This window comes from Allobosea sp. WAO, from assembly GCF_001509835.1.
In the GTDB taxonomy this organism is placed as follows: Bacteria; Pseudomonadota; Alphaproteobacteria; order Rhizobiales; family Beijerinckiaceae; genus Allobosea.
Genome location: NZ_JXTJ01000008.1, coordinates 600,413 through 624,756, shown reverse-complemented (window position 1 = coordinate 624,756; position 24,344 = coordinate 600,413). Strand labels below are relative to the sequence as shown.

25 protein-coding genes are annotated in these 24,344 nt (G+C 67.6%); 22 read left to right on the top strand and 3 right to left on the bottom strand.

The genetic code is table 11. The features are described 5' to 3' along the window. Window positions 1-17: 17 nt before the first annotated feature. The 8 genes from DK26_RS17760 to DK26_RS17725 all read left to right on the top strand — a co-directional run bounded on the left by DK26_RS17760 (window position 18) and on the right by DK26_RS17725 (window position 10,263). Window positions 18-818, top strand: coding sequence for an SDR family oxidoreductase (locus DK26_RS17760; RefSeq protein WP_066475262.1), 801 nt, complete (start codon window positions 18-20; stop codon window positions 816-818). Window positions 819-854: 36 nt separating this feature from the next. Further along, a complete protein-coding gene (gene iolG / locus DK26_RS17755; protein ID WP_066475260.1) occupies window positions 855-1,853 on the top strand; it encodes an inositol 2-dehydrogenase in 999 nt (332 codons plus the stop codon). 2 nt (window positions 1,854-1,855) lie between these two features. Continuing rightward, window positions 1,856-2,656, top strand: a complete 801-nt coding sequence (locus tag DK26_RS17750) for an inositol monophosphatase family protein (protein ID WP_066475259.1) — start codon at window positions 1,856-1,858, stop codon at window positions 2,654-2,656. A gap of 169 nt (window positions 2,657-2,825) precedes the next feature. Then, on the top strand, window positions 2,826-3,767 hold the full coding sequence (locus tag DK26_RS17745) for an ABC transporter substrate-binding protein (protein WP_248310022.1): 942 nt from the start codon (window positions 2,826-2,828) through the stop codon (window positions 3,765-3,767). A gap of 30 nt (window positions 3,768-3,797) precedes the next feature. Continuing rightward, complete coding sequence (locus tag DK26_RS17740; RefSeq protein WP_066475256.1) at window positions 3,798-6,005, top strand: iron ABC transporter permease; 2,208 nt, start codon at window positions 3,798-3,800, stop codon at window positions 6,003-6,005. Window positions 6,006-6,008: 3 nt separating this feature from the next. After that, a complete protein-coding gene (locus DK26_RS17735) occupies window positions 6,009-7,076 on the top strand; it encodes an ABC transporter ATP-binding protein (protein ID WP_066475255.1) in 1,068 nt (355 codons plus the stop codon). Between the two features lie 160 nt (window positions 7,077-7,236). Next, window positions 7,237-8,952: a Na/Pi cotransporter family protein gene (locus tag DK26_RS17730; protein ID WP_066475254.1), complete on the top strand. Its 1,716-nt coding sequence runs from the start codon at window positions 7,237-7,239 to the stop codon at window positions 8,950-8,952. Window positions 8,953-9,057: 105 nt separating this feature from the next. Then, entirely contained in the window at window positions 9,058-10,263 is a 1,206-nt protein-coding gene (locus DK26_RS17725) for an MFS transporter (RefSeq protein WP_066475252.1), read from the top strand. Between the two features lie 72 nt (window positions 10,264-10,335). Here the strand turns inward: DK26_RS17725 and DK26_RS17720 are convergent, their stop codons facing one another. Beyond that, window positions 10,336-10,566 (bottom strand): DUF2934 domain-containing protein, encoded by a 231-nt coding sequence (locus tag DK26_RS17720; RefSeq protein WP_066475250.1) that lies wholly within the window; start codon window positions 10,564-10,566, stop codon window positions 10,336-10,338. Between the two features lie 595 nt (window positions 10,567-11,161). Here DK26_RS17720 and DK26_RS17715 point away from each other — a divergent pair. From DK26_RS17715 to DK26_RS17655, 14 genes are all read left to right on the top strand, one after another. After that, window positions 11,162-11,614, top strand: coding sequence for a cytochrome c (locus DK26_RS17715; RefSeq protein ID WP_066475248.1), 453 nt, complete (start codon window positions 11,162-11,164; stop codon window positions 11,612-11,614). Between the two features lie 22 nt (window positions 11,615-11,636). Further along, the gene (locus tag DK26_RS17710) at window positions 11,637-13,001 is read left to right on the top strand and encodes a cbb3-type cytochrome c oxidase subunit I (protein WP_066475247.1); all 1,365 of its coding nucleotides are present in this window, start codon (window positions 11,637-11,639) and stop codon (window positions 12,999-13,001) included. Window positions 13,002-13,064: 63 nt separating this feature from the next. Further along, window positions 13,065-13,889, top strand: a complete 825-nt coding sequence (locus DK26_RS17705; RefSeq protein WP_066475245.1) for a CbbQ/NirQ/NorQ/GpvN family protein — start codon at window positions 13,065-13,067, stop codon at window positions 13,887-13,889. A 9-nt stretch (window positions 13,890-13,898) separates the two neighbouring features. Further along, complete coding sequence (locus tag DK26_RS17700) at window positions 13,899-15,794, top strand: VWA domain-containing protein (protein WP_066475241.1); 1,896 nt, start codon at window positions 13,899-13,901, stop codon at window positions 15,792-15,794. A gap of 11 nt (window positions 15,795-15,805) precedes the next feature. Then, window positions 15,806-15,961 (top strand): hypothetical protein, encoded by a 156-nt coding sequence (locus DK26_RS29395; protein ID WP_184231634.1) that lies wholly within the window; start codon window positions 15,806-15,808, stop codon window positions 15,959-15,961. A gap of 106 nt (window positions 15,962-16,067) precedes the next feature. Further along, on the top strand, window positions 16,068-16,364 hold the full coding sequence (locus tag DK26_RS17695; RefSeq protein WP_066475240.1) for a DUF2249 domain-containing protein: 297 nt from the start codon (window positions 16,068-16,070) through the stop codon (window positions 16,362-16,364). A gap of 130 nt (window positions 16,365-16,494) precedes the next feature. Then, window positions 16,495-17,892 carry a hypothetical protein gene (locus tag DK26_RS17690; RefSeq protein WP_066475238.1) on the top strand — a complete coding sequence of 466 codons (1,398 nt, stop codon included), beginning with the start codon at window positions 16,495-16,497 and terminating at the stop codon, window positions 17,890-17,892. After that, window positions 17,855-18,397 (top strand): DUF2249 domain-containing protein, encoded by a 543-nt coding sequence (locus DK26_RS17685; protein WP_066475236.1) that lies wholly within the window; start codon window positions 17,855-17,857, stop codon window positions 18,395-18,397. The genes DK26_RS17690 and DK26_RS17685 overlap by 38 nt, the downstream gene beginning before the upstream one ends. After that, a complete protein-coding gene (locus DK26_RS17680; protein ID WP_066475234.1) occupies window positions 18,397-18,681 on the top strand; it encodes a metal-sulfur cluster assembly factor in 285 nt (94 codons plus the stop codon). The genes DK26_RS17685 and DK26_RS17680 overlap by 1 nt, the downstream gene beginning before the upstream one ends. Window positions 18,682-18,804: 123 nt before the next feature. Then, complete coding sequence (gene nirK / locus DK26_RS17675) at window positions 18,805-19,935, top strand: copper-containing nitrite reductase (protein WP_066475233.1); 1,131 nt, start codon at window positions 18,805-18,807, stop codon at window positions 19,933-19,935. Window positions 19,936-19,995: 60 nt separating this feature from the next. Then, complete coding sequence (locus DK26_RS17670) at window positions 19,996-20,883, top strand: SUMF1/EgtB/PvdO family nonheme iron enzyme (protein ID WP_066475230.1); 888 nt, start codon at window positions 19,996-19,998, stop codon at window positions 20,881-20,883. Continuing rightward, window positions 20,880-21,431 carry a hypothetical protein gene (locus DK26_RS17665; RefSeq protein WP_066475229.1) on the top strand — a complete coding sequence of 184 codons (552 nt, stop codon included), beginning with the start codon at window positions 20,880-20,882 and terminating at the stop codon, window positions 21,429-21,431. Before DK26_RS17670 ends, DK26_RS17665 begins: the two co-directional genes overlap by 4 nt. A gap of 1 nt (window position 21,432) precedes the next feature. Further along, window positions 21,433-21,696 carry a hypothetical protein gene (locus DK26_RS17660; protein ID WP_066475222.1) on the top strand — a complete coding sequence of 88 codons (264 nt, stop codon included), beginning with the start codon at window positions 21,433-21,435 and terminating at the stop codon, window positions 21,694-21,696. Between the two features lie 110 nt (window positions 21,697-21,806). Then, complete coding sequence (locus DK26_RS17655) at window positions 21,807-22,499, top strand: Crp/Fnr family transcriptional regulator (protein ID WP_066475599.1); 693 nt, start codon at window positions 21,807-21,809, stop codon at window positions 22,497-22,499. 39 nt (window positions 22,500-22,538) lie between these two features. Here DK26_RS17655 and DK26_RS17650 read toward each other — a convergent pair whose 3' ends face one another. Both DK26_RS17650 and DK26_RS17645 read right to left on the bottom strand, forming a co-directional pair. Further along, window positions 22,539-23,744, bottom strand: coding sequence for an NnrS family protein (locus DK26_RS17650; protein WP_066475220.1), 1,206 nt, complete (start codon window positions 23,742-23,744; stop codon window positions 22,539-22,541). Window positions 23,745-23,837: 93 nt separating this feature from the next. Beyond that, the gene (locus tag DK26_RS17645; RefSeq protein ID WP_066475218.1) at window positions 23,838-24,266 is read right to left on the bottom strand and encodes a pseudoazurin; all 429 of its coding nucleotides are present in this window, start codon (window positions 24,264-24,266) and stop codon (window positions 23,838-23,840) included. Window positions 24,267-24,344: the final 78 nt, after the last annotated feature.

The following is a 24,344-nucleotide window of genomic DNA, read 5'->3' as shown; positions in this document are numbered from 1 at the left end:
TGGGGAGCAGGCGCCAGTTGTCGGAAGCACGGGATTTCAGCCGCAATCTGGCCGGCAAGGTGGCTGTCGTCACTGGCGCGACTCAAGGCCTTGGCGAAGCGATCGCACGCGAACTCGCGGACCGCGGCGCCGCCGGCCTGATCCTCACCGGCCGCAATCGCGAGCGCGGCGAAGCCGTGGCGCAAAGCCTGCGCTCCGGCGGCTGCGATGCCCGCTTCCACAGTGTCGACCTCGCCGATCTCGCCGCCGTCCAGACGATCGTTCCGGCGGCCGACAAGGCCTTCGGGCGGCTCGATATCCTGATCAACGCCGCAGGCGACACCGACCGCGGCACGATACTCGACACCACGCCCGAGCTCTACGAGCGCATCATGGCGGTCAACCTGACCGCCCCGTTCTTCCTGATCCAGGACGCGGCGACGCTGATGCGGCGCGAGAAGACGCGAGGCGCCATCGTCAACATCCAGTCGATGTCGGCTCATGGCGGCCAGCCCTTCCTCGCCGCCTACAGCGTCTCGAAGGGCGCGCTCGCGACGCTGACGAGAAACGCCGCCTACGGGCTGCTCGCCGACAAGATTCGCGTCAACGGCCTCAATATCGGCTGGATGTCGACGCCGGGCGAGGACGCGATCATGCGCCTGCGCCATGGCGCTGAGGATGGCTGGCTCGACAAGGCCGCCGCCGGCCAGCCCTTCGGCCGGCTGATCGATCCGCGCGAGGTCGCCAAGGCCGTCGCCTATCTCGCCTCGGCGGAGTCGGGGCTGATGACCGGCGCCAATATCGACTTCGACCAGACCATTCTCGGCGCGCACGACTAGCGCCGCCGCAACTCGACGACGGGAAACAGGATCACGATGCGTTTTGGTCTTTTGGGCGCCGGCAGGATCGGCCGGATTCACGGGCTGAATGTCGCGGCGCGCGGCGATGCCACCCTGGTCGCGCTGGCCGATGCCTCGCATGACGCCGCTGCCTCGCTCGGCGCCGCTTCTGGCGCCAAGGTCGCCAGTGCCGAGGCGATCCTCTCCGATTCCTCGATCGACGCTGTGCTGATCTGCACGCCGACCGACACCCATGCCGATCTGATCGAGGCAGCGGTCTCGGCCGGCAAGGCGGTGTTCTGCGAGAAGCCGGTCGATCTCGACGCCGCCCGCATCCGCCGCTGCCTCGACGTCGTCGCGAAATCCGGCAAGCCGCTGATGATCGGCTTCAACCGTCGCTTCGATCCCAACTTCGCCGCGCTGGAAAAGCGCCTGCGCATGGGTGAGGCCGGCGCGATCGAGATCGTCAGCGTGATCTCGCGCGACCCCTCCCCGCCGCCGGTGGACTATGTGAAGCGCTCGGGCGGCCTGTTCCGCGACATGATGATCCATGATTTCGACATGGCGCGCTTCCTGCTGGCCGAGGAACCGGTCGAGGTCTTCGCGCTCGGCTCGGCCCTGGTGGACCCCGCTATCGGCGCGGCCGGGGACGTCGACACCGCCGCCGTGCTGATGCGCACCGCGAGCGGCAAGATCGCCCAGATCTCGAACTCGCGCCGGGCAACTTACGGCTACGACCAGCGCATCGAAGTGCATGGCTCGCAAGGCATGCTGCGCGCCGGCAACATCCACGAGACCACGGTCGAGATCGCGACCGGCGCCGGCTTCCGAGCCGACCCGGTGCAGAACTTCTTCCTCGAGCGCTATGCCGGCGCCTACCGCGCCGAGCTCGACGCCTTCATCGCCGCTGTGCGCGACCGGCGCCAGCCGGCTCCTTCCGGGCAGGACGGGCTCAAGGCCCAGATCCTGGCAGATGCCGCGACCGAGTCGCGCCGCACCGGCAAGCCGATCAGCGTCTCGCTGGAGGCGATCTGATCATGTCGCCTGCCGATCTCGATTTGCGCCAGTTCGCCGTCCTCGGCCTCGTCGCCGAGGCCAGCCGCCTGGCGCTGGATTATTTCAACAAGCGCGAAAGCCTCGGCATCACCATGAAGGGCGCGCAGGACTGGCTCACCGTCGCCGACGGTGCGGTCGAGGCCTTCCTGCGCGAACGGCTGACGGTGCTCTTCCCCAGCGATGCCGTGATCGGCGAAGAAGGTGGCGGCGAGGCGGCGGACGCGGTCTGGATCATCGATCCGATCGACGGCACCGCCAATTTCGCGCATGGCGACCGCAACTGGTGCATTTCGATCGGCCTCCTGCTGGACGGCGCGCCCGAGATCGGCATCGTCAGCGCCCCGGCGCTGGACGAGGTTTATGTCGGCCGGCGCGGCCGCGGTGCGACCCTGAACGGCGAGCCGATCAAGGTCTCCGGCCAGGCCGACATCGCCCATTCCTGCATCGAGATCGGCTGGTCGACGCGAATTCCACATGCGGACTATCTCGCCACCGTGCAGGGGACGCTGGCCGCGGGTGCATCGGTCAGGCGCGTCGGCTCCGGCACGCTGGGGATCTGCCATGTCGCCGTCGGCCGGACCGACGGCTATGCCGAGCACCACATCAATGCCTGGGACGTCGCGGCCGCCATGGCGATAGCCGCCGAGGCCGGTGCCGATCTCAACGACTTCTTCGCCGGCGACGGCATCCGCACCGGCAACCCGATCCTCTGCTGCACGCCCGGCCTCTCAGCCGAGCTGGAACGGATCACGGGGATCGTTTGCCGACACAAGGGTCATTGATCTTTTCGGGCGAACCATCAGTATCGCTGCAAGAACAAAAGAACAAAAACCAACCATCGGGGAGGACGACATGCAGAAATCCAACTGGCTCCGGGCGGGGCTCCTGGCGACACTCGCCGGCGGCGCGCTGCTCGCGGCGACACCGGCCAGCGCGCAGGGCTCGCTGGTGATGTATTGCGGCGTCCAGGAGGAATGGTGCCGCGCGATGAGCGGTGCCTTCGAGAAGGAAACCGGCATCAAGGTCGCGATGACCCGCAAATCGGCCGGCGAGGTCTATGCGCAGGTCAAGGCGGAGGCCTCGAATCCGCGCGGCGACATCTGGTGGGGCGGCACGGGCGACCCGCATCTCCAGGCCGCCGAGGAGGGCCTGACTCTCGAATACGAATCACCGGTCAACAAGGACCTGCATCCCTGGGCGCTCTCGCAGTGGAACGCCGCCAAGAAGCGCACGGTCGGCATCTATGCCGGCGCGCTGGGCTTCGGGTTCAACACGCAGCAGATCAAGGCCAAGGGCTTGGCCGAGCCGAAATGCTGGGCCGACCTGCTGAATGCCAAGCTGAAGGACGACGTCCAGGTCGCCGATCCGAACTCCTCGGGCACGGCCTACACGCTGCTCGCGACCGTCGTGCAGCTGATGGGCGAGGAGAAGGGCTTCGACTATCTGAAGGCCCTGCACAAGAACATCAGCCAGTACACCAAGTCGGGCGCGGCGCCGGCCAAGGCGGCGAGCCTCGGCGAGACCGCGGTCGGCATCGTCTTCATCCACGATGCGGTGGTGTTCGCCGTCCAGGGCGACCCGATCAAGCCGGTCGCGCCATGCGAGGGCACGGGCTACGAGATCGGCTCGATGTCGATCGTCAAGGGTGCGCGCAATCTCGACAACGCCAAGAAGTTCTACGACTGGGCGCTGACCCCGGCCGCGCAGGCTCTCGGTGCGCCGGCCAAATCCTATCAGGTTCCCTCCAACAAGAACGCTCCGGTGCCGACCCAGGCCCCGAAGATGGAGGAGATGAAGCTGATCAACTACGATTTCGTCAAATACGGCTCCTCGGCCGAGCGCGTCCGCCTGCTGACCAAGTGGGATAAGGAAATCAAGGCGCTGCCGAAGTGACCCGGTACTGACGAAAGCGAGAACAAGACGATGCGTCCCGCGACCCGGCTCGCGCTGCTGGTCGGCTGGCTCGGTTATGCGCTCATCCCCTGGTATCTGCCGGACGGGATGAGCCTGACCGGGTTCGGCTGGCTTGCCGGCTACCCCTTCGGCAAGGCCGGCACCGCGTTGGCGCTGGCTCTCTCCGGCAGCGCCCCCTGGCTGCTGCCGGTCGGCATCGCGCTGGTGGTGGCGACGCTGCTGAGCAATCGGCAACCCGGCACCGCGACAGGCTCTACCCTGATCTGGACCGGGCTCGCCGGGCTCGTCTTCTTCTTCGCACAAGGCTTCGCCATCACGCTCAAGGGCCAGGGAATTCCCTGGCTCGCGGCGCTGCTCGGCGGTGCCGGCGCGGCGCAGCCCGGCATGGGCTTCGGCGCCTTCCTGACCGTGCTCTCGCTGCTGCTGCTGCTCTGCCACGGCCTGGCCTATCGCGGCGTCTGCCGCGGCGACGTCTTCACGACCTCCTCGATCGGCATCGTCATCATGCTGATCGGCCTGTTCATCTTCCTGCCGGTGGCGACGATCCTGCGTAGCGCGCTGGTCGATTCCGATGGTGGGCTGGCGCTCGGCGACTTCGTCGAGCGCTTCCTCAGCCCCTCGATCTGGGGGCTGGGCTGCCTCACCGCCAACACCAATTGCGGCGTCGCCTGGAACACGCTGATCCTCGCCGTGCTGACCGGCGTGATAACCACCCTGCTCGGCCTTGCCTGCGCGCTCCTGATCCTGCGCACCGGCATGCCCGGCAAGCGCGCCATGCGCCTGCTGACAGTGTTGCCGATCATCACGCCGCCCTTCGTAATCGGTCTGGCGCTGATCCTGCTCTTCGGCCGCTCCGGCCTGTTCTCGACCCTGCTGTTCGAATGGTTCGGCGTGCCGCGCTCGCGCTGGATCTACGGCCTGCCGGGCGTGCTGCTGGCGCAGGTGCTGGCCTTCGCGCCGATCGCCTTCCTGGTGCTGATCGGCGTCGTGCAGGGCATCAGCCCCAGCCTGGAGGAGGCCTCGCAGACGCTCGGCGCCAAGCGCTGGACGACATTCCGGACCGTGACCTGGCCGCTGCTGCGGCCCGGCCTCGCCAACGCCTTCCTGCTCGGCTTCGTCGAGAGCATGGCCGATTTCGGCAATCCGCTGGTGCTCGGCGGCAATTTCGAGGTGCTTTCGACCAAGATCTTCTTCGCCGTGGTCGGCGCCGCGCATAACCAGGGTCAGGCTGCGGTTCTCGCCATCGTGCTTCTCGGCTTCACCCTCGCCGCCTTCTGGGCCCAGCAGCGCTGGCTCGGCAGCAAGTCCTATACGACGGTTACCGGCAAGGGCGATTCCGGCCTGCCGACCCCGCTGCCACGCCGGATCACCTGGATCTCGGCCCTGGTCATCGGACCCTGGGTGGCGCTGACAGCGGTGATCTACGTCGTCATCCTGATGGGCGGCTTCGTTAAGACGATGGGGCGCGACTACACCCCGACGCTGCAGCACTACATCACCGGCTTCTCGATCGATTTCAGCCGCGGCCTCTATTTCGACGGCTCGGCCTGGCCGTCCTTCTTCACCACGCTGAAGCTCGCCGCGATCTCGGCGCCGCTGACCGCGCTGATCGGCCTGCTCACCGCCTACCTCCTGACGCGCCAGCGCTTTGCAGGCCGTGGCGCGCTGGAATTCGCGACCATGCTGAGCTTCGCCATCCCCGGCACGGTGCTTGGCGTCGCCTACATCCTCGCCTTCAACGTGCCGCCGGTCGAGATCACCGGCACCGGCCTGATCCTCGTCATCGCCTTCGTCTTCCGCAACATGCCGGTCGGCGTGCGCTCGGGCATCGCCGGGCTGTCGCAGATCGACAAGAGCCTGGACGAGGCCTCGACAACGCTCAGCGCGCGCAGCTTCACCACGCTCTGGCGGGTGGTACTGCCGCTCCTGCGCCCTGCCCTGGTCGCGGCGCTGGTCTACAGCTTCGTGCGCAGCATGACGACAGTCAGCGCGGTGATCTTCCTGGTCTCGGCCGAGTACAACCTCGCCACCGCCTACATCGTCGGCCGCGTAGAGGCCGGCGAGTTCGGCCTCGCCATCGCCTATTCCTCGGTCCTGATCGTGGTGATGGCGATCGGGATCAGCCTGATCCAGCTCGGCGTCGGCGAGCGCAAGCTCGGCCGGCGGGGCACGCCCGCCCTCGCCTCCTCTGCCGCCGAGCCGATCAAACAAGGATAAGCCATGCCCAAGGCCGGCCCCGCCTCCGTCGAGTTCCGCAATGTCAGCATGCGCTATGGCGCGGTGACGGCCGTCGACAATGTCAGCTTCGCGATTGAGGCCGGCAAGCTCGTCACCCTGCTCGGCCCCTCCGGCTGCGGCAAGACGACAACGCTGCGCATGATCGCCGGGCTAGAGATCGCCAGCGAAGGCCAGATCATGATCGGCGGCAAGGACGTCACCAAGCTTTCGGCCGCCGACCGCGACGTCAGCATGGTGTTCCAGTCCTATGCGCTCTTTCCCCATATGAGCGTGCTGGAGAACGCCGCCTATGGCCCGACCGTGAAGGGTCTCTCCAAGGAGACCGCGCGCGACATGGCCCTGGAGAAGCTGGCGCTGGTCGGCCTCAAGGGCTTCGAGAAGCGCTTTCCCTCGGAGCTGTCCGGCGGCCAGCAGCAGCGCGTCGCCGTTGCCCGCGCGCTGGTGCTGGAGCCGCAGGTGCTGCTCTTCGACGAGCCGCTGTCCAATCTCGATGCCAAGCTGCGCCGGCGGGTGCGCGAGGAAATCCGCGAGCTGCAGCAGAACCTCAACCTGACCGTCGCCTATGTCACCCATGACCAGGAGGAGGCGCTCGCCGTCTCCGACAGGATCATCGTGATGTCGAACGCCCGCATCGCCCAGGAAGGCGCGCCGCGCGAGCTGTACGAGCAGCCCGTCGACGCCTTCGTCGCCGATTTCATCGGCGACGCCAACCTGCTCGATGCGGTGATCGGCTCGGTCTCCGGCGAGATGGCGACGGTCACACTCGGACCGGCGACGCTTTCGCTGCCGGCGCGCGGCCTTGCGGCCGGCCCGGCCAGGATTGCGATCCGCCCCGAGAGCCTGCTGATCGATGGCGCTGCGACCGGCACCGCCCTGCCCGGTACGGTGCGCAAATGCACCTATCTCGGCAATCATCAGGACATCATGGTCGCGACCGAGCTCGGAGAGCTTTTCGTCGTCCGCTACGGCGCCCATGCGATGCTCGAGCCGGGCACCCCAGTGCAGCTCGGTTTCGCGAATTCGGGGGTCACTCTGATCCCGCCCGCCTGAGCGAAAAGGCGCCAAAAGCAGATTTCTCCAATCGGCGATTTCTGCCGCAATATCAGCATGTTTCGCTGGCATAGCCGATAAGCTGGCTAATGAAAAACTCAGGAATCCGAGCTATGCTGCGGCCTTGAGTCGATAGAACCTCGGAAAGACCCTCGGCACGATGAACGCGAGCGACAACGCCACCACCATTCTCATCCACCTTGCCGGCGGTGTCGCGCTGCTGATCTGGGCGGTGCGGCTGGTGCGAACGGGGGCGATGCGCGCCTTCGGCGTCTCGCTGCGGCAGGCGCTGCAGAGCTTCACGCGCAACCGTTTCGCGGCCTTCGGCAGCGGCATCGCGGTGACCATGGTGCTGCAGAGCTCGACGGCGACGACCCTGCTCGTCTCCTCCTTCGCCGGGCGCGACCTGATCGTGCCCGCCATGGCGCTGGCGGTGCTGCTCGGCGCCAATCTCGGCACGGCGCTCGCCGCCTTCGTGATCTCGATGGATCTCGGCTGGGTCTGGGGCTTGTGCCTTGCGGTCGGCGTCGCGCTCTATCTCGGTCATGAGGCGATGGACCGCGCCCGCAATATCGGGCGCGTGCTGGTCGGCATCGGGCTGATCCTGCTCTCGCTGATCGAACTCAACGCGGCCGCCGCGCCGCTGGCGCAGTCGCCGACCTTCCGCACCGTCCTCGGCGCGCTCGCCGGAGAGCCGCTGCTCGCCGTTCTGGTCGCCGTCGCTGCGACCTGGCTGACCCATTCGAGCATCGCCGTCATCCTGCTGATCGCGACCTTCGCAGCTTCTGGCCTGTTCCCGCCGGCGACGGCGATCGCGCTCGTGCTCGGCGCCAATCTCGGCAATGCGCTGATCCCCGTGCTCGACCAGATCGGCGCGCCGGCAGCGCAGCGCCGCGCCGCCATCGGCAATCTCCTGACGCGGCTGATCCTCGTCGCGGTGCTGCTGCCCTTCGCCAAGCCGCTCTCGGCCTGGCTGAATGCGCTGCCCGGCCCCGATGCCCGCCTCGCCATCGAGTTCCATGTCGGCCTCAACCTGATCGGCGCGCTGATCTTCCTGCCCTTCGTCGGACCGATCTCGGCGCTGGTCGGCAAGCTCATGCCGGGCCAGAAGTCGGTCGACGCGGTCGTCAAGCCGCGCCATCTCGACCCGAGCGTGCTCGACAGCCCGACCGAGGCCCTCGCCGGTGCGATGCGCGAGGCGCTAAGCCTCGGCGATCGCGTCGAGGCGATGCTGCACGACACCATGCAGATGATCGAGAAGGACGAGCTGAAGCTCTCGCGCGCCATCGCCGAGGCGGATGACGGCGTCGACGCCATCCATGAATCGATCAAGCTCTATCTGGTGAAGGTTTCGCGCAACGAGCTCAGCGAGGCCGAGAGCCGCCGGCTGCTCGAGATCATCACCCTGATCACCAATCTCGAGCATATCGGCGACATCATCGACAAGAACCTGCGCGAGCTCGGCGAGAAGAAGATCCGCAAGCGCTACGCCTTCTCGCCCGAAGGCCTCGCCGAGATCCGCGACTTCCACCAGCGCGTCGCCTCTGGTCTGCGCCTCGCGCTCAACGTCTTCGCCACCCGCGACGTCGCGCTGGCACGCCAGCTCTTCGCCGAGAAGGCACCAATGCGCGATGCCGAGCGCCATGCCACGGAAAGCCATTTCGAGCGCCTGCGCAGCGGCCGGCCGGAATCGATCGAGACCAGCGCGATCCATCTCGACATCATCCGCGACCTCAAGCGCATCCATGGCCATGCGGCGTCGATCGGCTATCCGATCCTGGAAAGCGCCAATGCCCTGCGCGAGAGCCGGCTGAAGGCCGACGAGGAGGCGAAGCCTGAGGCCAAGCTGGCACCGGCGACGCAGCCCAGCCGATAAAAATGGACCTCGCGGCACGATTTCGGCTTTGGCGCCATGGACGCCATGCGCCGGGTGCAGCGCCCGCCAATTGACGTAGCGACTGCCTGCGCCCAAGCCTGCGCCATGACCTCGATCCCGCTGAACGCCCGCGCCGCCCGCCCGCTGATGCCGATGCTGGCGGCGCTCAGCATGGCGCATCTGCTCAACGACCTGATCCAGTCGATGATCCCGGCGCTCTACCCGCTGATCAAGGAGGCGTATCAGCTCGACTTCGCGCGGATCGGCCTGATCACCCTGGCCTTCCAGGTGACCTCGTCGCTTCTCCAACCGCTGCTCGGGTACGTTACGGACCGCCGCCCCTGGCCCTATGCGATGGTCGCCGGCATGGGCTCGACCCTGCTCGGCCTGCTCGGGCTCTCCTTCGCGGTCAGCTACGAAATGGTACTGGTCTCGGCGGGTCTGGTCGGCTTGGGATCTGCGGTCTTCCACCCGGAAGCGACGCGGATGGCCCGCCATGCCGCCGCCGGCCAGCAGGGCTTCGCCCAGGGCGTCTTCCAGATCGGCGGCCACACCGGCTACGCCATCGGCCCGCTGCTGGCGGCAGCCATCGTCGTACCGCGTGGGCAGCAGAGCCTCGCCTGGTTTTCGGTGGTCGCACTGTCCGCCATGGTGCTGATGGCCTGGACGGGCGCGCGCTATGCCGCGATGCGCCGCGACCAGGCGGCGGCGAGCAAGGACAAGGCGGCCGAGCCGACGGCCGAGCGGCTGCCACGCGCCCATATCGCGCTGGCGATGACCGTGCTGATCATCATCCTGTTCTCGAAGAACGCCTACACGGCGGGCTTCACCTCCTACTACACCTTCTACCTGATCGAGCGTTTCGGGATCAGCCTGCAGCTCTCACAGATCATGCTGTTCCTCTATCTCGTCGTCGGCGCGGTGGGGGTGATCGTCGGCGGCATGATCGGCGACCGGATCGGCCGCGACCGGGTGATCTGGATCTCGATCCTGGGTTCGCTGCCCTTCGCCCTGCTGCTGCCCTATGCCGACCTGTTCTGGACGGGCGTGCTCAGCATCCTGATCAGCCTGATCATGGCCAGCGCCTTCTCGGCGATCCTGATCTACGCGATCGATCTCGTGCCGCACCGCGTCGGCCTGGTCGGCGGGCTGTTCTACGGGCTCGCCTTCGGCCTCGGCGGCATCGCGGCGGCCGGGATAGGCGCGCTGGCCGACCAGATCGGCATCGTCGCGGTCTTCAAGCTCTGCTCATGGCTGCCTGCCGTCGGCCTGCTGGCGTTCCTGCTGCCGCGCATGCCCAACGCCTCCTGAGGTCGATGTAGCGCGTGAAAGCGCACAACCTCAGGACCTGCGACCACCTGAGCGGGCCGCCCTTGCGGCCCGTTAGTGAGCTGCGCGCCGGGGCGTAGCGTCGTTCGGCGCCGCACGGCTGCCGCCCGAGGCCTCCATCTGCCGCTCCGAGGCGTCTGCCTCATCGTTGCGATGGCGGAAATTCCAGATCTCCTTGGCCCTCTCCCAGTGCTCGCGGTCGCGGCCTTCGGGTTGCCCTTCTTCCATCCAGAGCCGGTAGGCGATCTTACGGATCTCCCGCTGCGCATTGCCGACATCGGCCATGTCGTCCTCCTTGGCTTGCTGCTGCAGGTCTGGGTCAACGCCGGGCAGGCGAGATGGTTCCGAGTGCGAACGAACCTTTTGAACGAACCGTGACGCGGCCGGACGCGCGGTCCTGACTATCCTCGCCTACTCGAACCGCCGGGCTGCGGTGCCTCGCCCTGCCGCCCGTGCTTGATCGCCGCCGCGCCGTCGCTTTCATGCTCCTCGAAAGGCGCGTGAGGCCCGGTCGGATGCTGGGACAGCGGGCTCGGCCCGTTGCGCCTCTGCTCTGGCGCGCCGGACTGCCCCGGCCGCTGGGCCGTCCGGTAAGCCGCCGGCGCGTCCGTCAACGAAGGTGTCCTCTGATTGGCCATGCTTTTGTCTCCTCTCGGGACCAACGGGCCACCGCGCGCGAGGTTCCGGCGCAGGTGCCCCGGCGACGAAGCTGCATGAGCTTCAGCTAGCCGCCGTGCGCTTCCTGTTTGCCAATGCGCAAACAAGCCCCGCAAGCGACCCGCTATCGCTAGGCCGCTCCCTTCCGCGACGGGACGGGGAGCGCGGCACCGGCCATCGCCGGTCAGCCGCCGCAACGGCTATTCAGCGGAAGGGGAAATGCATGGCCGAACGTCTGACAAAGGCGGGGGCGCGAAACGTCTTCTATGGCGGTTCGATCTTCTTCTTCGCCATCTTCGTCGGCCTTACGGCCCACAGCCACTGGTTCATCCGGACGCAATCGACCGATGAATCGACGCTGACCCAGGCGGTCGCACGCGGCAAGCATGTCTGGGAGCGCAACTCCTGCATCAACTGCCACACGCTGCTCGGCGAAGGCGCCTATTTCGCGCCGGAGCTCGGCAATGTCTGGAAGCGCTATGGCGGCGACAAGGACCATGCCGGCGCACGCGAGAGCCTGAAGGCCTGGATGGCGGCGCAGCCGACCGGAATCGAGGGCCGGCGCCAGATGCCGCAGTTCAACCTGACCGATCAGGAGCTGAACGATCTCGCCGATTTCCTGGAATGGACGAGCCGGATCAAGACCCAGAAGTGGCCGCCCAACGATGCCGGTTGAGACAGCGCGACAGGAGAGAGCCATGAGTGGCTACAACACAACGAGATACAAGACCCAAAGCGTCGCGATGCTCTACTTCTACGGAGCATTGGCGCTGTTCGTCGCGCAGGTGGCGTTCGGAACCCTCGCCGGGCTGATCTATGTCCTGCCCAATACGCTGTCCGAGCTCCTGCCCTTCAGCATCGTGCGCATGATCCACACCAACGCGCTGGTGGTCTGGCTGCTGCTCGGCTTCATGGGCGCGACCTATTACCTCCTGCCCGAGGAAGCGCAGACCGAGCTCTACAGCACGAAGCTCGCCGTCATTCAGTTCTGGCTGTTCTTCATCGCGGCGGCGGTCGCGGTGGTCGGCTATCTCTTCCGCATCCATGAAGGCCGCGAGTTCCTCGAGCAACCCTTCGCGATCAAGGTCGGCATCGTCGTGGTGGTGCTGATCTTCCTGTTCAACATCACCATGACCTCACTGAAGGGCCGCAAGACCACCGTCACCAACATCCTGCTCTTCGGCCTGTGGGGCCTGGCGATCTTCTTCCTGTTCGCCTTCTACAACCCGATCAATCTCGCCCTCGACAAGATGTACTGGTGGTACGTCATCCATCTCTGGGTGGAAGGCGTCTGGGAGCTGATCATGGCCTCTGTTCTGGCCTTCCTGATGATCAAGCTCAACGGCGTCGACCGCGAGGTCGTCGAGAAGTGGCTCTACGTCATTGTCGGCCTCGCGCTGTTCTCCGGCATCCTCGGCACCGGCCACCACTATTACTGGATCGGCGCGCCCGGATACTGGCAGTGGATCGGCTCGCTGTTCTCGACGTTGGAGGTCGCCCCCTTCTTCACGATGGTGATGTTCACCGTCCACATGACCTGGAAGGCCGGCCGCAATCATCCCAACCGCGCGGCGCTGCTCTGGTCGATCGGCTGCTCGGTGATGGCCTTCATCGGCGCCGGTATCTGGGGCTTCCTGAACACGCTGTCCTTCACCAACTACTACACCCACGGCACGCAGCTCACCGCCGCCCATGGCCACCTCGCCTTCTTCGGGGCCTATGTGATGCTGAACCTCGCGGTGATGGCCTATGCCATTCCCGAGCTGAAGAACCGGGCGCCGTACAACCAGTGGCTCTCGATCGTCAGCTTCTGGCTGATGGTGCCGGCGATGATGGTGATGACCTTCGCCCTGACCTTCGCCGGCGTGGTGCAGACCCATCTCCAGCGCGTCCTCGGCCAGTCCTTCATGGAGGTCCAGGACCAGCTCGGCCTGTTCTACTGGGTCCGGCTCGGCTCCGGGGTCTTGGTGGTGATCGCCGCGCTGATGTTCGCCTGGGCCGTGCTGGTGCCCGGCCGCGAGCGCGAGCCGCAGGCGCTGGGCCTCGCCCAGCCGGCGGAATGACGCTGAGGCCCGCCGGCCCAGGCCGGCGGGCCTCCACCGCATGTTTCCCAGGGACTTCAGACGATGAACATGATCTCGCCCCCGCCCCTCGCCGCTCCACCCGCCGACGGCTTCGACATTCCCGCCTACAGCGCCTCCGGCAATGAGCGCGCCCTGTTCGAGAAGGCCTGGGAGAAGCGGCTGCCGCTCTTGCTCAAGGGGCCGACCGGCTCCGGCAAGACCCGCTTCATCGGCCATATGGCGGCGAGCCTCGGCCTGCCGCTCTTCACCGTGGCCTGCCATGACGATCTGTCGGCAGCCGACCTGACCGGCCGGCATCTGCTCAAGGGCGGCGAGACCGTCTGGGTCGACGGGCCGCTGACCCGCGCCGTGCGCGAGGGCGGGCTCTGCTATCTCGACGAGATCGTCGAGGCCCGCAAGGACGTCGCCGTCGTATTGCACCCGTTGACCGACGACCGGCGCATCCTGCCGCTGGAGCGCACCGGCGAGCTGCTGAGCGCGCCACCCGCCTTCATGCTCGCGGTCTCCTACAACCCCGGCTACCAGAACCTTCTGAAGAACCTGAAGCCGTCGACCCGGCAGCGCTTCGTCTCGATCAGCTTCGACTTCCTGCCACGCAACAAGGAGATCGGCGTGGTGGCGCAGGAAAGCGGGCTCGACGAAAGCGCGGTCGCGCCGCTCGTCGATCTCGCCCGACGGCTGCGCGGCCTGAAGGGTCAGGACATCGAGGAAGGCGTCTCGACCCGCTTGATCGTCTATGCCGCGAGCCTGATCGCAGCCGGCCTGCCGCGGCAGGAGGCGGTGATGGCGGCGATCATCGAGCCGCTGACCGACGAGCCCGAAGTGCGTGCTGGCCTCGTCGAGGTCGCCCGCGCGGTCCTCGGCTAGGAGCGCGCCATGCTGGACTTCCTCGAGCTCGAGGAAACCGTCGGGCGCTTCTGGCACAAGCTGGTAGGCGACACCGGCAGCTTGGCGCATCACCCGCAGGCGGCGGTGAGCCTGGCCGCGATGGCGCCGGCGCTCGCCGTCTGCTTCCGTGGTTTCGGCGGCGAATCCGGCGTCAGGATCGTCCCCGCCCGCGAGCGCGCCGCGACCCACCGGCTCAATCTGCGCCAGCGCGTCGGCCTCGGCGAAGAACGCCTGTCGCAGGCGCTGCGCGCCGCCGACAGCCTGCAATTGCCGGCTGAGATCGCGATCTTCCCCGAAGCCGCCCTCAACCGCGACCTCTATGTCTGGCTAACCGCCTGCATGGCGCGGATGACGCCGCAGCCGATCGCGCAAACCGACCCGCTGCATCGCGATCTCGCCCTGATTGCCACGGCCAAGCGGCTGGTCGGCGATGTCCTGGCGACGTTCCCGGGACTCGCTCCGACCTATCGGCGGCTCGCCACGGCGACTCTGGAAACCCGCAGGCGGGCCGGCTTGCCGGCAACCGAAGCCAGGGTCGAAGCGCTGATAACGGCGCAACTGCGTGGCGAAGAGCTGCCGATCCGGGCCGGTGACTGGCCAGCGAAGGCGCCGCCCGGCTATCTGCCGGCGCTCGACGTTCCGCTCTGGCCGCTCGCCTGCGCCAGCAAGCTCGCGCGCTCGCGTCGCAATGACGAGGACAGGCCGCTTCCGGGCGCGCAGCCTGCCGCCGCGGAGGAGATGAAGACCTATGCCGCCAGCCGCGACGAGACCGCGGAAGCCTGGAGCGAGCGCAGCCCCTTCATCCTGAACCGTTTCGAGAAGATCCTGGCGATGTCGGAGATGGTCGCGGTCGACCGCCCTTCCGACGACAGCGACGAACACGATCCCGAGGCGGCCGACGAGCTCGACGACATGGTGCTGAGCGAGCGCAAGGGCCGCCCGGCCTCACGCTTCCGCTTCGACCTCGACCTGCCGCCGGAGGCGATGGACGAGACGGCGTTGGCCGGCCCCGTAACCTATCCGGAATGGGATTTTCGCAGCGGCAGCTATCGCGAGGACTATTGCCGCGTGCTGTCGGCCATTGCCGGGCGGGAAGTCGCCGCGCCGGCGCCCGATCCCGCGACGCAGGCGCTGGTGCGGCAGGTGCGCCGCCAGTTCGAGGCGTTGCGTCCCCTGCGCGAGCCGCAGCGCGGCCAGATCGACGGCCCCGACCTCGATCTCGACGCGGTGGTGCGCCGCCAGGCCGACCTCGCCGCCGGCGGCCCCGGGAGCGACCGCATCCATATCGCGAGCCGGCCGCAGGCGCATGATCTTGCAGTCACGACGCTGATGGACGTCTCGCTCTCGACCGATTCCTGGTTCGACGATCTGCGCGTGCTCGATGTCGAGAAGCAGGCGCTCACCGTCTTCGCACATGGCCTCGCCGCCTGCGGCGACAGGCACGAGATCCTGACCTTCACCTCGCGCCGCCGGGACTGGGTGCGGATCGAGACGCTGAAGCGCTTCGACGAGGCGATGGGGCCGGCGGTCGAGGCACGCATCGCGGCGCTGAAGCCGGGCTACTACACGAGGATCGGCGCGGCGATCCGCCATGCTGCGGCCGGTCTCAAGGCCCGCCCCGACCGCCGCAAGCTGCTGCTGGTGCTGACCGACGGCAAGCCTAACGACATCGACCATTACGAGGGACGCTTTGCCATGGAGGACACCCGCATGGCGGTGATCGAGGCGCGCCGCGCCGGCATCTGCGTTTTTGCAGTCACGGTCGACCGCGAGTCGCGCGCCTACATCCCCTATCTGTTCGGGCGCAACGGCCATGCCGTGGTCTCGAAGCTGGAGCGCCTTCCGACCGCCCTGCCGGCGATCTACCGCGCGCTGGCAACCTGAGGAGCCCCGCCATGACCGATGCCCAGATGGGCCTTGCCGTTGCCACGCCCGCCATCATCGTGATGGCGCTGCTGCTCTACCGCATGGGCGTGCTGCAGAAGGGTGGCGTCACTGCTGCGGTGCTGATGTCGCTCGCCATCGCCACCATGCTGTTTCTCGAACAATGAGGCGGCTGCCTGCGCGCTCTTTGAGATTCGACAAATTGCCGCAGGCGCAACGCCGCTAGGCTCGTCAGGGCCCCGCATTTTCCGGGGCGTTACCGGAGCCGACACCATGACGACAATGCCGCTCGAACCTCTCGACGTCCGCATGATCCCGCCGGTCGTTCGCCATGCGACAATCTTCGGGATCCTCGAGCGCCTGCCGCCCGGCGAGAGCTTCAGCATCGTCAACGACCATGATCCCGCGCCACTGCGCCGGCAGATCGAGGCGCGCTATCCCGGCACCTATAGCTGGACGTACATCGTGCAGGGGCCGGAGATCTGGCAGGTCGAGATCGGCCGAGGCGAGGCCAATGGCGCCGATTGCGGCGGGCATGACGAAGGCCATGCCTGCACCTGCGGCCACTGAAATCCGCCAGGTCGCCCTCCGTCCGACTGGAGGCCGGCTGGCGATCCTTCTCCTTGTCTAGGCATCGGGCCCGGCCGAAGTGCAGGCCCTGCCCGGTCCGATGTTCCTGCCTCGCTCGGGAGACCCGGCCATGCCGATGGCGTCTCTGTCCCGCTGGACGATGAGCTATTTCGCGGCCGCGCTCGCTTTCCTGCTGGCGGCCGAGGCTCTCATCATTGCCGGCGTCGGCTATCCCGGCGCCGGGCTCCTCGAGCCGGCGACCCTCATTGTCGTCCATGTCGTGGCGATAGGCTGGCTCAGCCTCGCCATGGCGGGCGCGCTGCTCCAGTTCGTTCCCGTGCTGGTCGCGCGCCCCCTCGCCTTTCCAGGCCTCGCCCTGCCGGCGCTGCTCGCGCTTCTGTCTGGGCTCCTTCTGCTCTGCACCGGTTTCGCCAGCCTCGCCGGCTGGATCGACTGGCCGGTCGCGCTGATGCCGCTCGCCGCCGTCACCCTGCTCGCCGGCTTCCTGTTGCTCGGGCTGATGCTGGTCGCAACGCTGCTGAGCGCAAGGCCGGTGACGCTGTTCGCGCGCTTCGTTCTGGTCGGCCTCGCCTGCCTGCTCGCAACGGTGCTGAGCGGCGCGACCTTCGCCGCGATCCTCTCCGGCAGCGGCGGCTGGCTTGGGGAGATCGCGCTCCTGCCGGACGGCCTGCCCTTCCATGCCCTGCTCGGCTTCGGCGGCTGGCTCGGCCTGATCGCCTTCGGCGTCAGCTACCGGCTCCTCGTCATGTTTATGATGGCGCCGGAGCCGCCGGCCGGTCAGGTTCGACTCGTGCTGATCTTCGGCAGTCTCGGGCTCGGCCTTGCGCTCGCCGGGCTGCTCGCTCCGCTCACTGGGCTCGAAATCGGGGCCGGCTTCAGCGTGGCGCCGCTCGCAGCGCTGGCGCTGGCCGGCGCCTTCTACGGCCGCGACATCCTTGCCCTCTACCGCGCGCGCCGGCGGAAAGCGCTTGAGATCAACATGCTGGCGAGTATTCCGGCCTTCGCCGCGCTCGGCATCGGGCTGCCGCTGCTGCCAGTCGCTACCGCCGCCGGTGCACCCGACGCCTGGCTGGCGTCCCTCACCTTCCTCCTTGCCTTCGGCTGGCTCGGCGGACTGACGCTGGCCCAGCTCATGAAGATCGTCTCGTTCATGACCTGGCTCGAAACCTATGCGCCACGGCTCGGGCGCGGGCCGGCGCCGCGGGTCGGCGACCTCGTCGCCATGCCCCGCGCCGGGCTGTGGTTCACTCTCTATTATGCCGGCGTCGCGCTCGGGACCGTCGCGCTCGCCGCCGGTGTCGCCACCGCCTTCCAATATGCCATGCTGCCCGCCCTGTTCGGCACCGCCGGCATCGCCGGCGAGCTGATGAGGGTGCGGCGCTTGTCCGAAATCAAGGCCGAGCAACGGCCGCCCTTCCATGAATGTCCGCGGCTGCTGCTGGCACGCGCCGAGGAAAGGAGACAACCCCATGTCGACAACCGAACCGCTGCAAGTCCGCGAGCTTGACGTCAGGCCGGTGCTGCGGGCCGGCGAGGAGCCGTTTCAGGCGATCATGGACGCGGTCAGCACGCTGGAGCCCGGCCAGTCGCTGCGTCTGATCGCGCCGTTCCGGCCAGTGCCGCTGTTCTCCGTGATGGCCAATCGCGGCTTCGCCGCGAGCGACCGCGCCCTCGGCAACGGCGACTGGGAGGTCACCTTCTCGCCGGTCGCGATCGCGCAGGACGCCAGCGAGGGCCTCGCCATCGGCAGCAGCCCCTCTGCCATATCCTGGGGCCCTCCGATCGAGGAGCTCGACCTGCGCGATCTTGATCCGCCGGAGCCGATGGTGCGGATTCTGGAAGCGCTGGAGGATCTGCAGGCTGGCGACGTGCTGTTCGCCCTGCTGGCGCGCGAGCCGGTCTTCCTGTTCCCGGAGCTGGCGAAGCGCGAGCATGAATGGGCCGGCAATTTCGACGAGGCCGGCGCGACCTATCGCCTGCTCGTCCGCCATGGCGGCGGGAGCGCGCACTGATGAGCGCCCCGCTGGAACGTCTGGTCGAGATCGCGCTGCGTGACGTGCTCGACCCTGAAATGGACCGCAGCGTCGTCGATCTCGGCCTGATCTACGACATCACAGCGACACCCGAAGGCGCCGTCGCCATCACCATGACGACGACCACCCGCGGCTGCCCGCTGGCCGGCTTCCTCAAGGAGGCCGTAGCGGCCGCAGCCGGCGCGATCAACGGGATCACCTCTGTCGACGTGGCACTGACCTACGAGCCGGCCTGGGAACCGGCGATGATCGCCGCCGAATGACGCAGAGATCATGCGGCTCAAGCATGATCGTCAAAAATGTTGTGCTGCAACAAAGAGCGATTTTGCCCTGGCCCTAAAGTCTTCATGACCGGTCGATGTCCGGTCGTTGCAAGGAGACAAGCCATGGGCGAAGAGCTCAAACTGACCCGCCGCAGCATTCTGGCGGGAGCAGCTGCCACCGGGGCGATCGTCCAGGCGGCGACTTCCGCACCGGCGCAGGCCCAGGGCGTGATGACCAAGGCGAGCGCCACCGATGTGGCCAAGCTGCCGCGCGTCAAGCCGAAGCTGGTCGATCCTCCGTTCGTGCACGCGCACGAACAGATCGCCACCGGCGGTCCGAAGCTCGTCGAATTCCAGATGACGATCCACGAGAAGAAGATCGTCCTCGACGACGCCGGCACCGAGACCTTCGCCTTCACCTTCAACGGCACCGTCCCCGGCCCGCTGATGGTCGTCCACGAGGGCGACTATGTCGAGCTGACGCTGATCAACGCCGAAACCAACGAGTTGATGCACAATATCGACTTCCATTCGTCGACAGGTGCGCTCGGCGGCGGTGGGCTGACCGAGGTCAACCCTGGCGAGAAGGTCGTGCTGCGCTGGAAGGCCACCCGGCCGGGCGTCTTCGTCTACCACTGCGCCCCTCCGGGCATGGTGCCCTGGCACGTCACCGCCGGCATGAACGGCGCCATCATGGTGCTGCCGCGCGACGGGCTGAAGGACCATCAGGGCAAGGCGCTGAAGTACGACAAGGTCTACTATGTCGGCGAGCAGGACTTCTATGTGCCGCGCGACGAGAAGGGCAACTTCAAGCGCTATGCCAGCGTCGGCGAGTCGCATGACGACGTCGTCAAGGCGATGCGCACCCTGACCCCGACCCATGTCGTCTTCAACGGCAAGGTCGGTGCCCTCACCGGCAAGGCAGCCCTGACCGCCAAGGTCGGCGAGACCGTGCTGATCGTCCACTCGCAGGCCAATCGCGACACCCGCCCGCATCTGATCGGCGGCCATGGCGACTATGTCTGGGCGACCGGCAAGTTCCGCAACCCGCCGGAGCGGGACCTCGAGACCTGGTTCATCCCCGGCGGCTGCGCGGGAGCCGCGCTCTACACCTTCCTGCAGCCGGGCATCTACGCCTACGTCAACCACAACCTGATCGAGGCCTTCGAGCTCGGCGCCGCCGGACATTTCAAGGTCGAGGGTGAGTGGAATGACGATCTGATGAAGCAGATCGTCGCGCCGGTCGGCATCTGACCGGCCACCGCCTCCCCGCTCCGGCGGGGAGGCCTATGCCTTCCACGACAGGAGCCGAAGATGGCCACGACGCTGCGTATGGGACTTCCCGCGCTGACGACCTCGCTCGGGCTCCTGTTCATGGCTGGCGCAGCCGCTCTTCTGTTCGCGGCCCAGCCGCGCACCGCGCCGTCGCTGATACCGCTGCCTCAGACCGCCATCGTGCCGCCGATGACGATGACGCACCGCCTCGACGGCGAGTATCTGCGCGCCGGGCGGCCGGTCGACGCGCCACGCGTCTCCGTCCAGATCGACAAGCCGCTGGTGATCATGCGCTATCAGGTCACGGTGGCCGACTACACACGCTGCGTCGCGGCCGGCGCCTGCAAGCCGCTCGATGCCAGGAACGCGCGCGGCGACTTGCCGGCGACCGGCGTCAGCCATGGCGATGCCAGCGACTACGCCAGCTGGCTGTCGCACGAGACCGGAATGGCTTGGCGCCTGCCGACCGACCGGGAATGGGCGCACGCCGCCGGCACGCGCTTCATCGACGATGCGCGCGGTTTCGACCCGGAGAACACCAATCCCGCCCGGCGCTGGCTCGCCGACTACGACCGCGAGGCGGCCCGCAAGGCGGCAAGCGACGCCGTGCCGCGGCCGATCGGCAGCTTCGGCGCCAACGAGCATGGTGTCCACGACATGGCGGGCAATGTCTGGGAATGGACCCAGAGCTGCCTGCGGCGCGTCACGCTCGATGCTGGAGGCCGCCTGACCGGCGAGACCAAGAATTGCGGAGCCTATGTGGTCGAGGGCCAGCACCGCGCCGTGATGACCTCGTTCATCCGTAATCCTAAGAGCGGTGGCTGTTCGGTCGGCACCCCGCCGGACAATCTCGGCTTCCGGCTGGTCAAGGAGCAGCGCTGGCAGGATCGGGTTCCCGCCGGACTGCGCCGGCTGCTGCCGGCATGAACGCACATACTCCGCCGGCCCGCCTCGCCGCGGGCCAGCCGACCAGCGAAGGCGGCATGGAGCTCTTGCTCTGGATCCTAGTCTGGAGCGAGCTTGCCGTCTTCGGCGCGTTTCTCGTCTCCTTCCTGATCCTCGGGCTGCTCGACCCGCCAGCGCTGGCAAGACTGCATGGCGCGCTCGACCTGCCGCTCGCCGGCGCCGCCACGGCGGTGCTGCTGACCAGCGGCTTCTTCGCCGCCCGCGCCGCCTTGGGCTCGCCGCCGCGCTGGAACCTCGTAGCCGCCGCGCTCGGCGGCTTCGGCTTCGTCGTGCTCAAGCTCGTCGCCTACAGCCATGAGATCCCCACCATCGCGGCCGTGGAGAGCCGTCTCGTCGAGCTCTATTTCCTGATCACCGGCTTCCATCTCGCCCATGTGCTCTTCGTCGCGGTGATCATGCTCGCCATCGCCTGGCGACCGACGCCGCGCCGGACCGGGACGATTGCCGTCATCTGGCACGCGATCGACCTCGTCTGGCTCCTGATCCTGCCCGTCATCTATCTGGGGTGAGATGTCCTCCCCTCGCGACCTCCCGCTCCCCCTCGTGCTCGGCGCCCTGCTTCTGGCGACCGGGCTCGGCCTCATCGCCAGCATGCTGCTTGCGCCGCTGCCGCGTGGATTGGCCATCGCCGTCTTGAGCCTGATCAAGGCGGCGCTCCTCGTGATCGGCTTCATGCGGCTGCAGCAGGAGAGTCGGGCGCTCGCCGGCGCACTGATCGGCTATGCGGCGCTATTGTGCGCGCTCGCTGGGCTGCGGATCGCGCTGGCGGCTTAGCGCGGGCTTGAATGCCGCCGATGGTTGCGCTCAAATCCGGCGCCGCCGACCGGGTCCGGAGGCTTCCTCGCGGGCGGCACCTCCGCCTCGCCAAACGGAAAGACGATATCGTGGGAATGGACCGCAGCGTCCTGCGCAGCATTCCGCTGTTCGCGGCGATGGGCGACGAGCAGCTCGACCGCATGACGGCGCAGGCGAATGCACGCCGTGTCCCACAGGGCGATGCAGTCTTCGAGCAGGGCGACCCGGCCAAGGCCTTCTATCTCCTGCTGCACGGCCGGCTGAAGGTCACGCAGGTCACCCGCGACGGGCAGCAGATCATCGTGCGCGTCGTCCATCCCGGCGATCTGTTCGGCTTCACCCGCGCGCTCGGCCGCCCCGATTATCCCGGCACCGCAACGGCAGCGGTCGACAGCCTGGTCGCGAGCTGGCCGACCGAATCCTGGGACGGTTTCGTCGAGAACAATCCGCAGCTCGCGATGAGCGCGATCCGCACCATCGGCCAGCGCCTCGACGAGGCCCATACCCGCATCCGCGAGATGTCGACCGAGGAGGTCGAGCGCCGCGTCGCCCATGCGGTGCTGCGGCTGGTCGAGCAGGCCGGCATGCGTGTCGAGACTGGCATGCGCGTCGACTTCCCGATCTCACGCCGCGACATCGCCGAGATGACGGGCACGACGCTGCACACGGTCTCGCGCATTCTCAGCGCCTGGGAAACACAAGGGTTGGTCGAGGGCGGACGCCAGAGGCTGGTGGTCTGCGATGCACCTGCCCTGACCCGTCTGGCCGAGAACGCCGAATAGCGCGCCGCCGGAGCGGCGCGCTATTCGCAGGGATCTGGATCACGCCTGCTGTGCGACGGACGGCGCCTTCGGGCCGAGCCGGGCGCCGGTCAGCACCTGCCAATAGGCCAGCGCGAACACCAGGAATGCCAGTGACCAGGACAGCGCCGCAACATGCAGCAGCGCCGCCGGGCCATGGCCGAGCGCCGAGCAGATCCGCGCGACCGTGCCGATGACGACGAGCACATAGCAGGCCTGGGTCGCCGCCGTCGCGACGAGCGGCCGGCCGGTATGGCCAAGGCTGGCCCGCGACATCACCGCGAGCGTCATCGTGCCGAAGGCGCCGGCGGTCCAGGCGTGAAGACCGGCGCCGGTACCGGTGAGGCCGAAGCTCGCGGCGGCGGTCAGCGCGAAGCCGACCGGCACGAATAGATAGCCGACATGGAGGATGATCAGCAGCGGGTTCCGCCAGCAGCGGTCGCCGGCCCAGCGCGCCAGCCGGGCCAGATTGAGCAAGGCCGCGAGCCCGAGCGCAAAACCGCTCGCCGAAGCGTCCGGCAGCGCGACCCAGAGCGCCAGGGCGATGGCGCTGGCGGCGAGCACCAGCTTATCGAAGCCTGCGAAAGGCACAGGCAGTCGCCCCGCGCCGCGCGGCGCCAGCCAGTTGCGCGTGAAGCTCGGCACGATCCGCCCGGCGATCAGCACGACCAGCATCAGCACGACCGCGATGGCGAGCCGGCGGGAGATTTCTGCGCCCCCGGTTAGCCCGGCTTCGAGATGGAAGGAAAGATTGGCGGCGAGCAGTAGCCCGACCAGCACGACGACCTTGAGATTGCGCCAATTGCGGCCGGCCAGAATCTCGCGCGCCGCGGCGGCGGCCAGCAGCAGCAGGAAGAGTGCATCGACCGCCATGGCGAGGCGCCAGCCGATAAAGGCCGAGGCCGAGACGGCGATGCGCCCGGCGAGCCAGGCGAGGACGAGGACGAGCAGCGGCGTGCCCTGGACCGGGAGCCGGCCGGTCCAGTTCGGGATCGCGGTCAGGAGGAAGCCACCGATCGCCGCGGCCTGATAGCCGAACAGCATTTCATGGATGTGCCAGTCGATCGGCCCGAAGGCCGTCGGAATGGCGAGATGTCCGGTGACGAAAGGCAGCCAGACCAGGATCGTCAGACCGGCCTGCAAGGCCGCGAGCAGAAAAAACGGCCGGAAACCATAAGAGAGCAGAGCCGGCCCCTCATAGGAGCGCAGTCGCGGAATGGGCGCCATGATGGTTCTCCCGACGGCAATAGGCGCGGCCGGCCAGCCGCGCCTTCTGTTCACGCGTTCGATGATGGACGGCAGCGCATTCGCGCGGCCGGCTCACTTCGCCTTGGCCACCAGATCGGCGAAGACCGTCTTGGCCTTGCCGGGATGCTTGGCCGCCGCGGCCGGCTCCAGATTGGTCGGCTCGCCGACGACGACCAGCGCGACCATGCCCATGCTGTAATGCGGCTTGCACTTGATGCCGTAGACGCCGGGCTCCTTGAAGGTGATGTCGACCTGCTCGTTCAGCTTGCCGATGAAGGGCGTGGCGCCAGCCGGCATCATCTCGGGGATACTCTCGGCATTGTGGCTCTTGTCGGTCGGCAGGAATTTCACCGTGTCGCCGGGCGCGATCTTGATCAGCGCCGGCTCGAACACCATGGCCCCGGCAGCGCCCTTGTTGAGCATCTTGACCTCGACTTCCGCCGCATTCGCGCCGGCGGCAGCCAGGGTCATCAACGCGCCGGCCAGAATCATCTTGAACATCTTCTCTCTCCTTCAGCGCAGCGGGTTCGTCAGCCCCTCGCTGCACCGCAACATTAACTGCGGCAGCGCACGCGACTT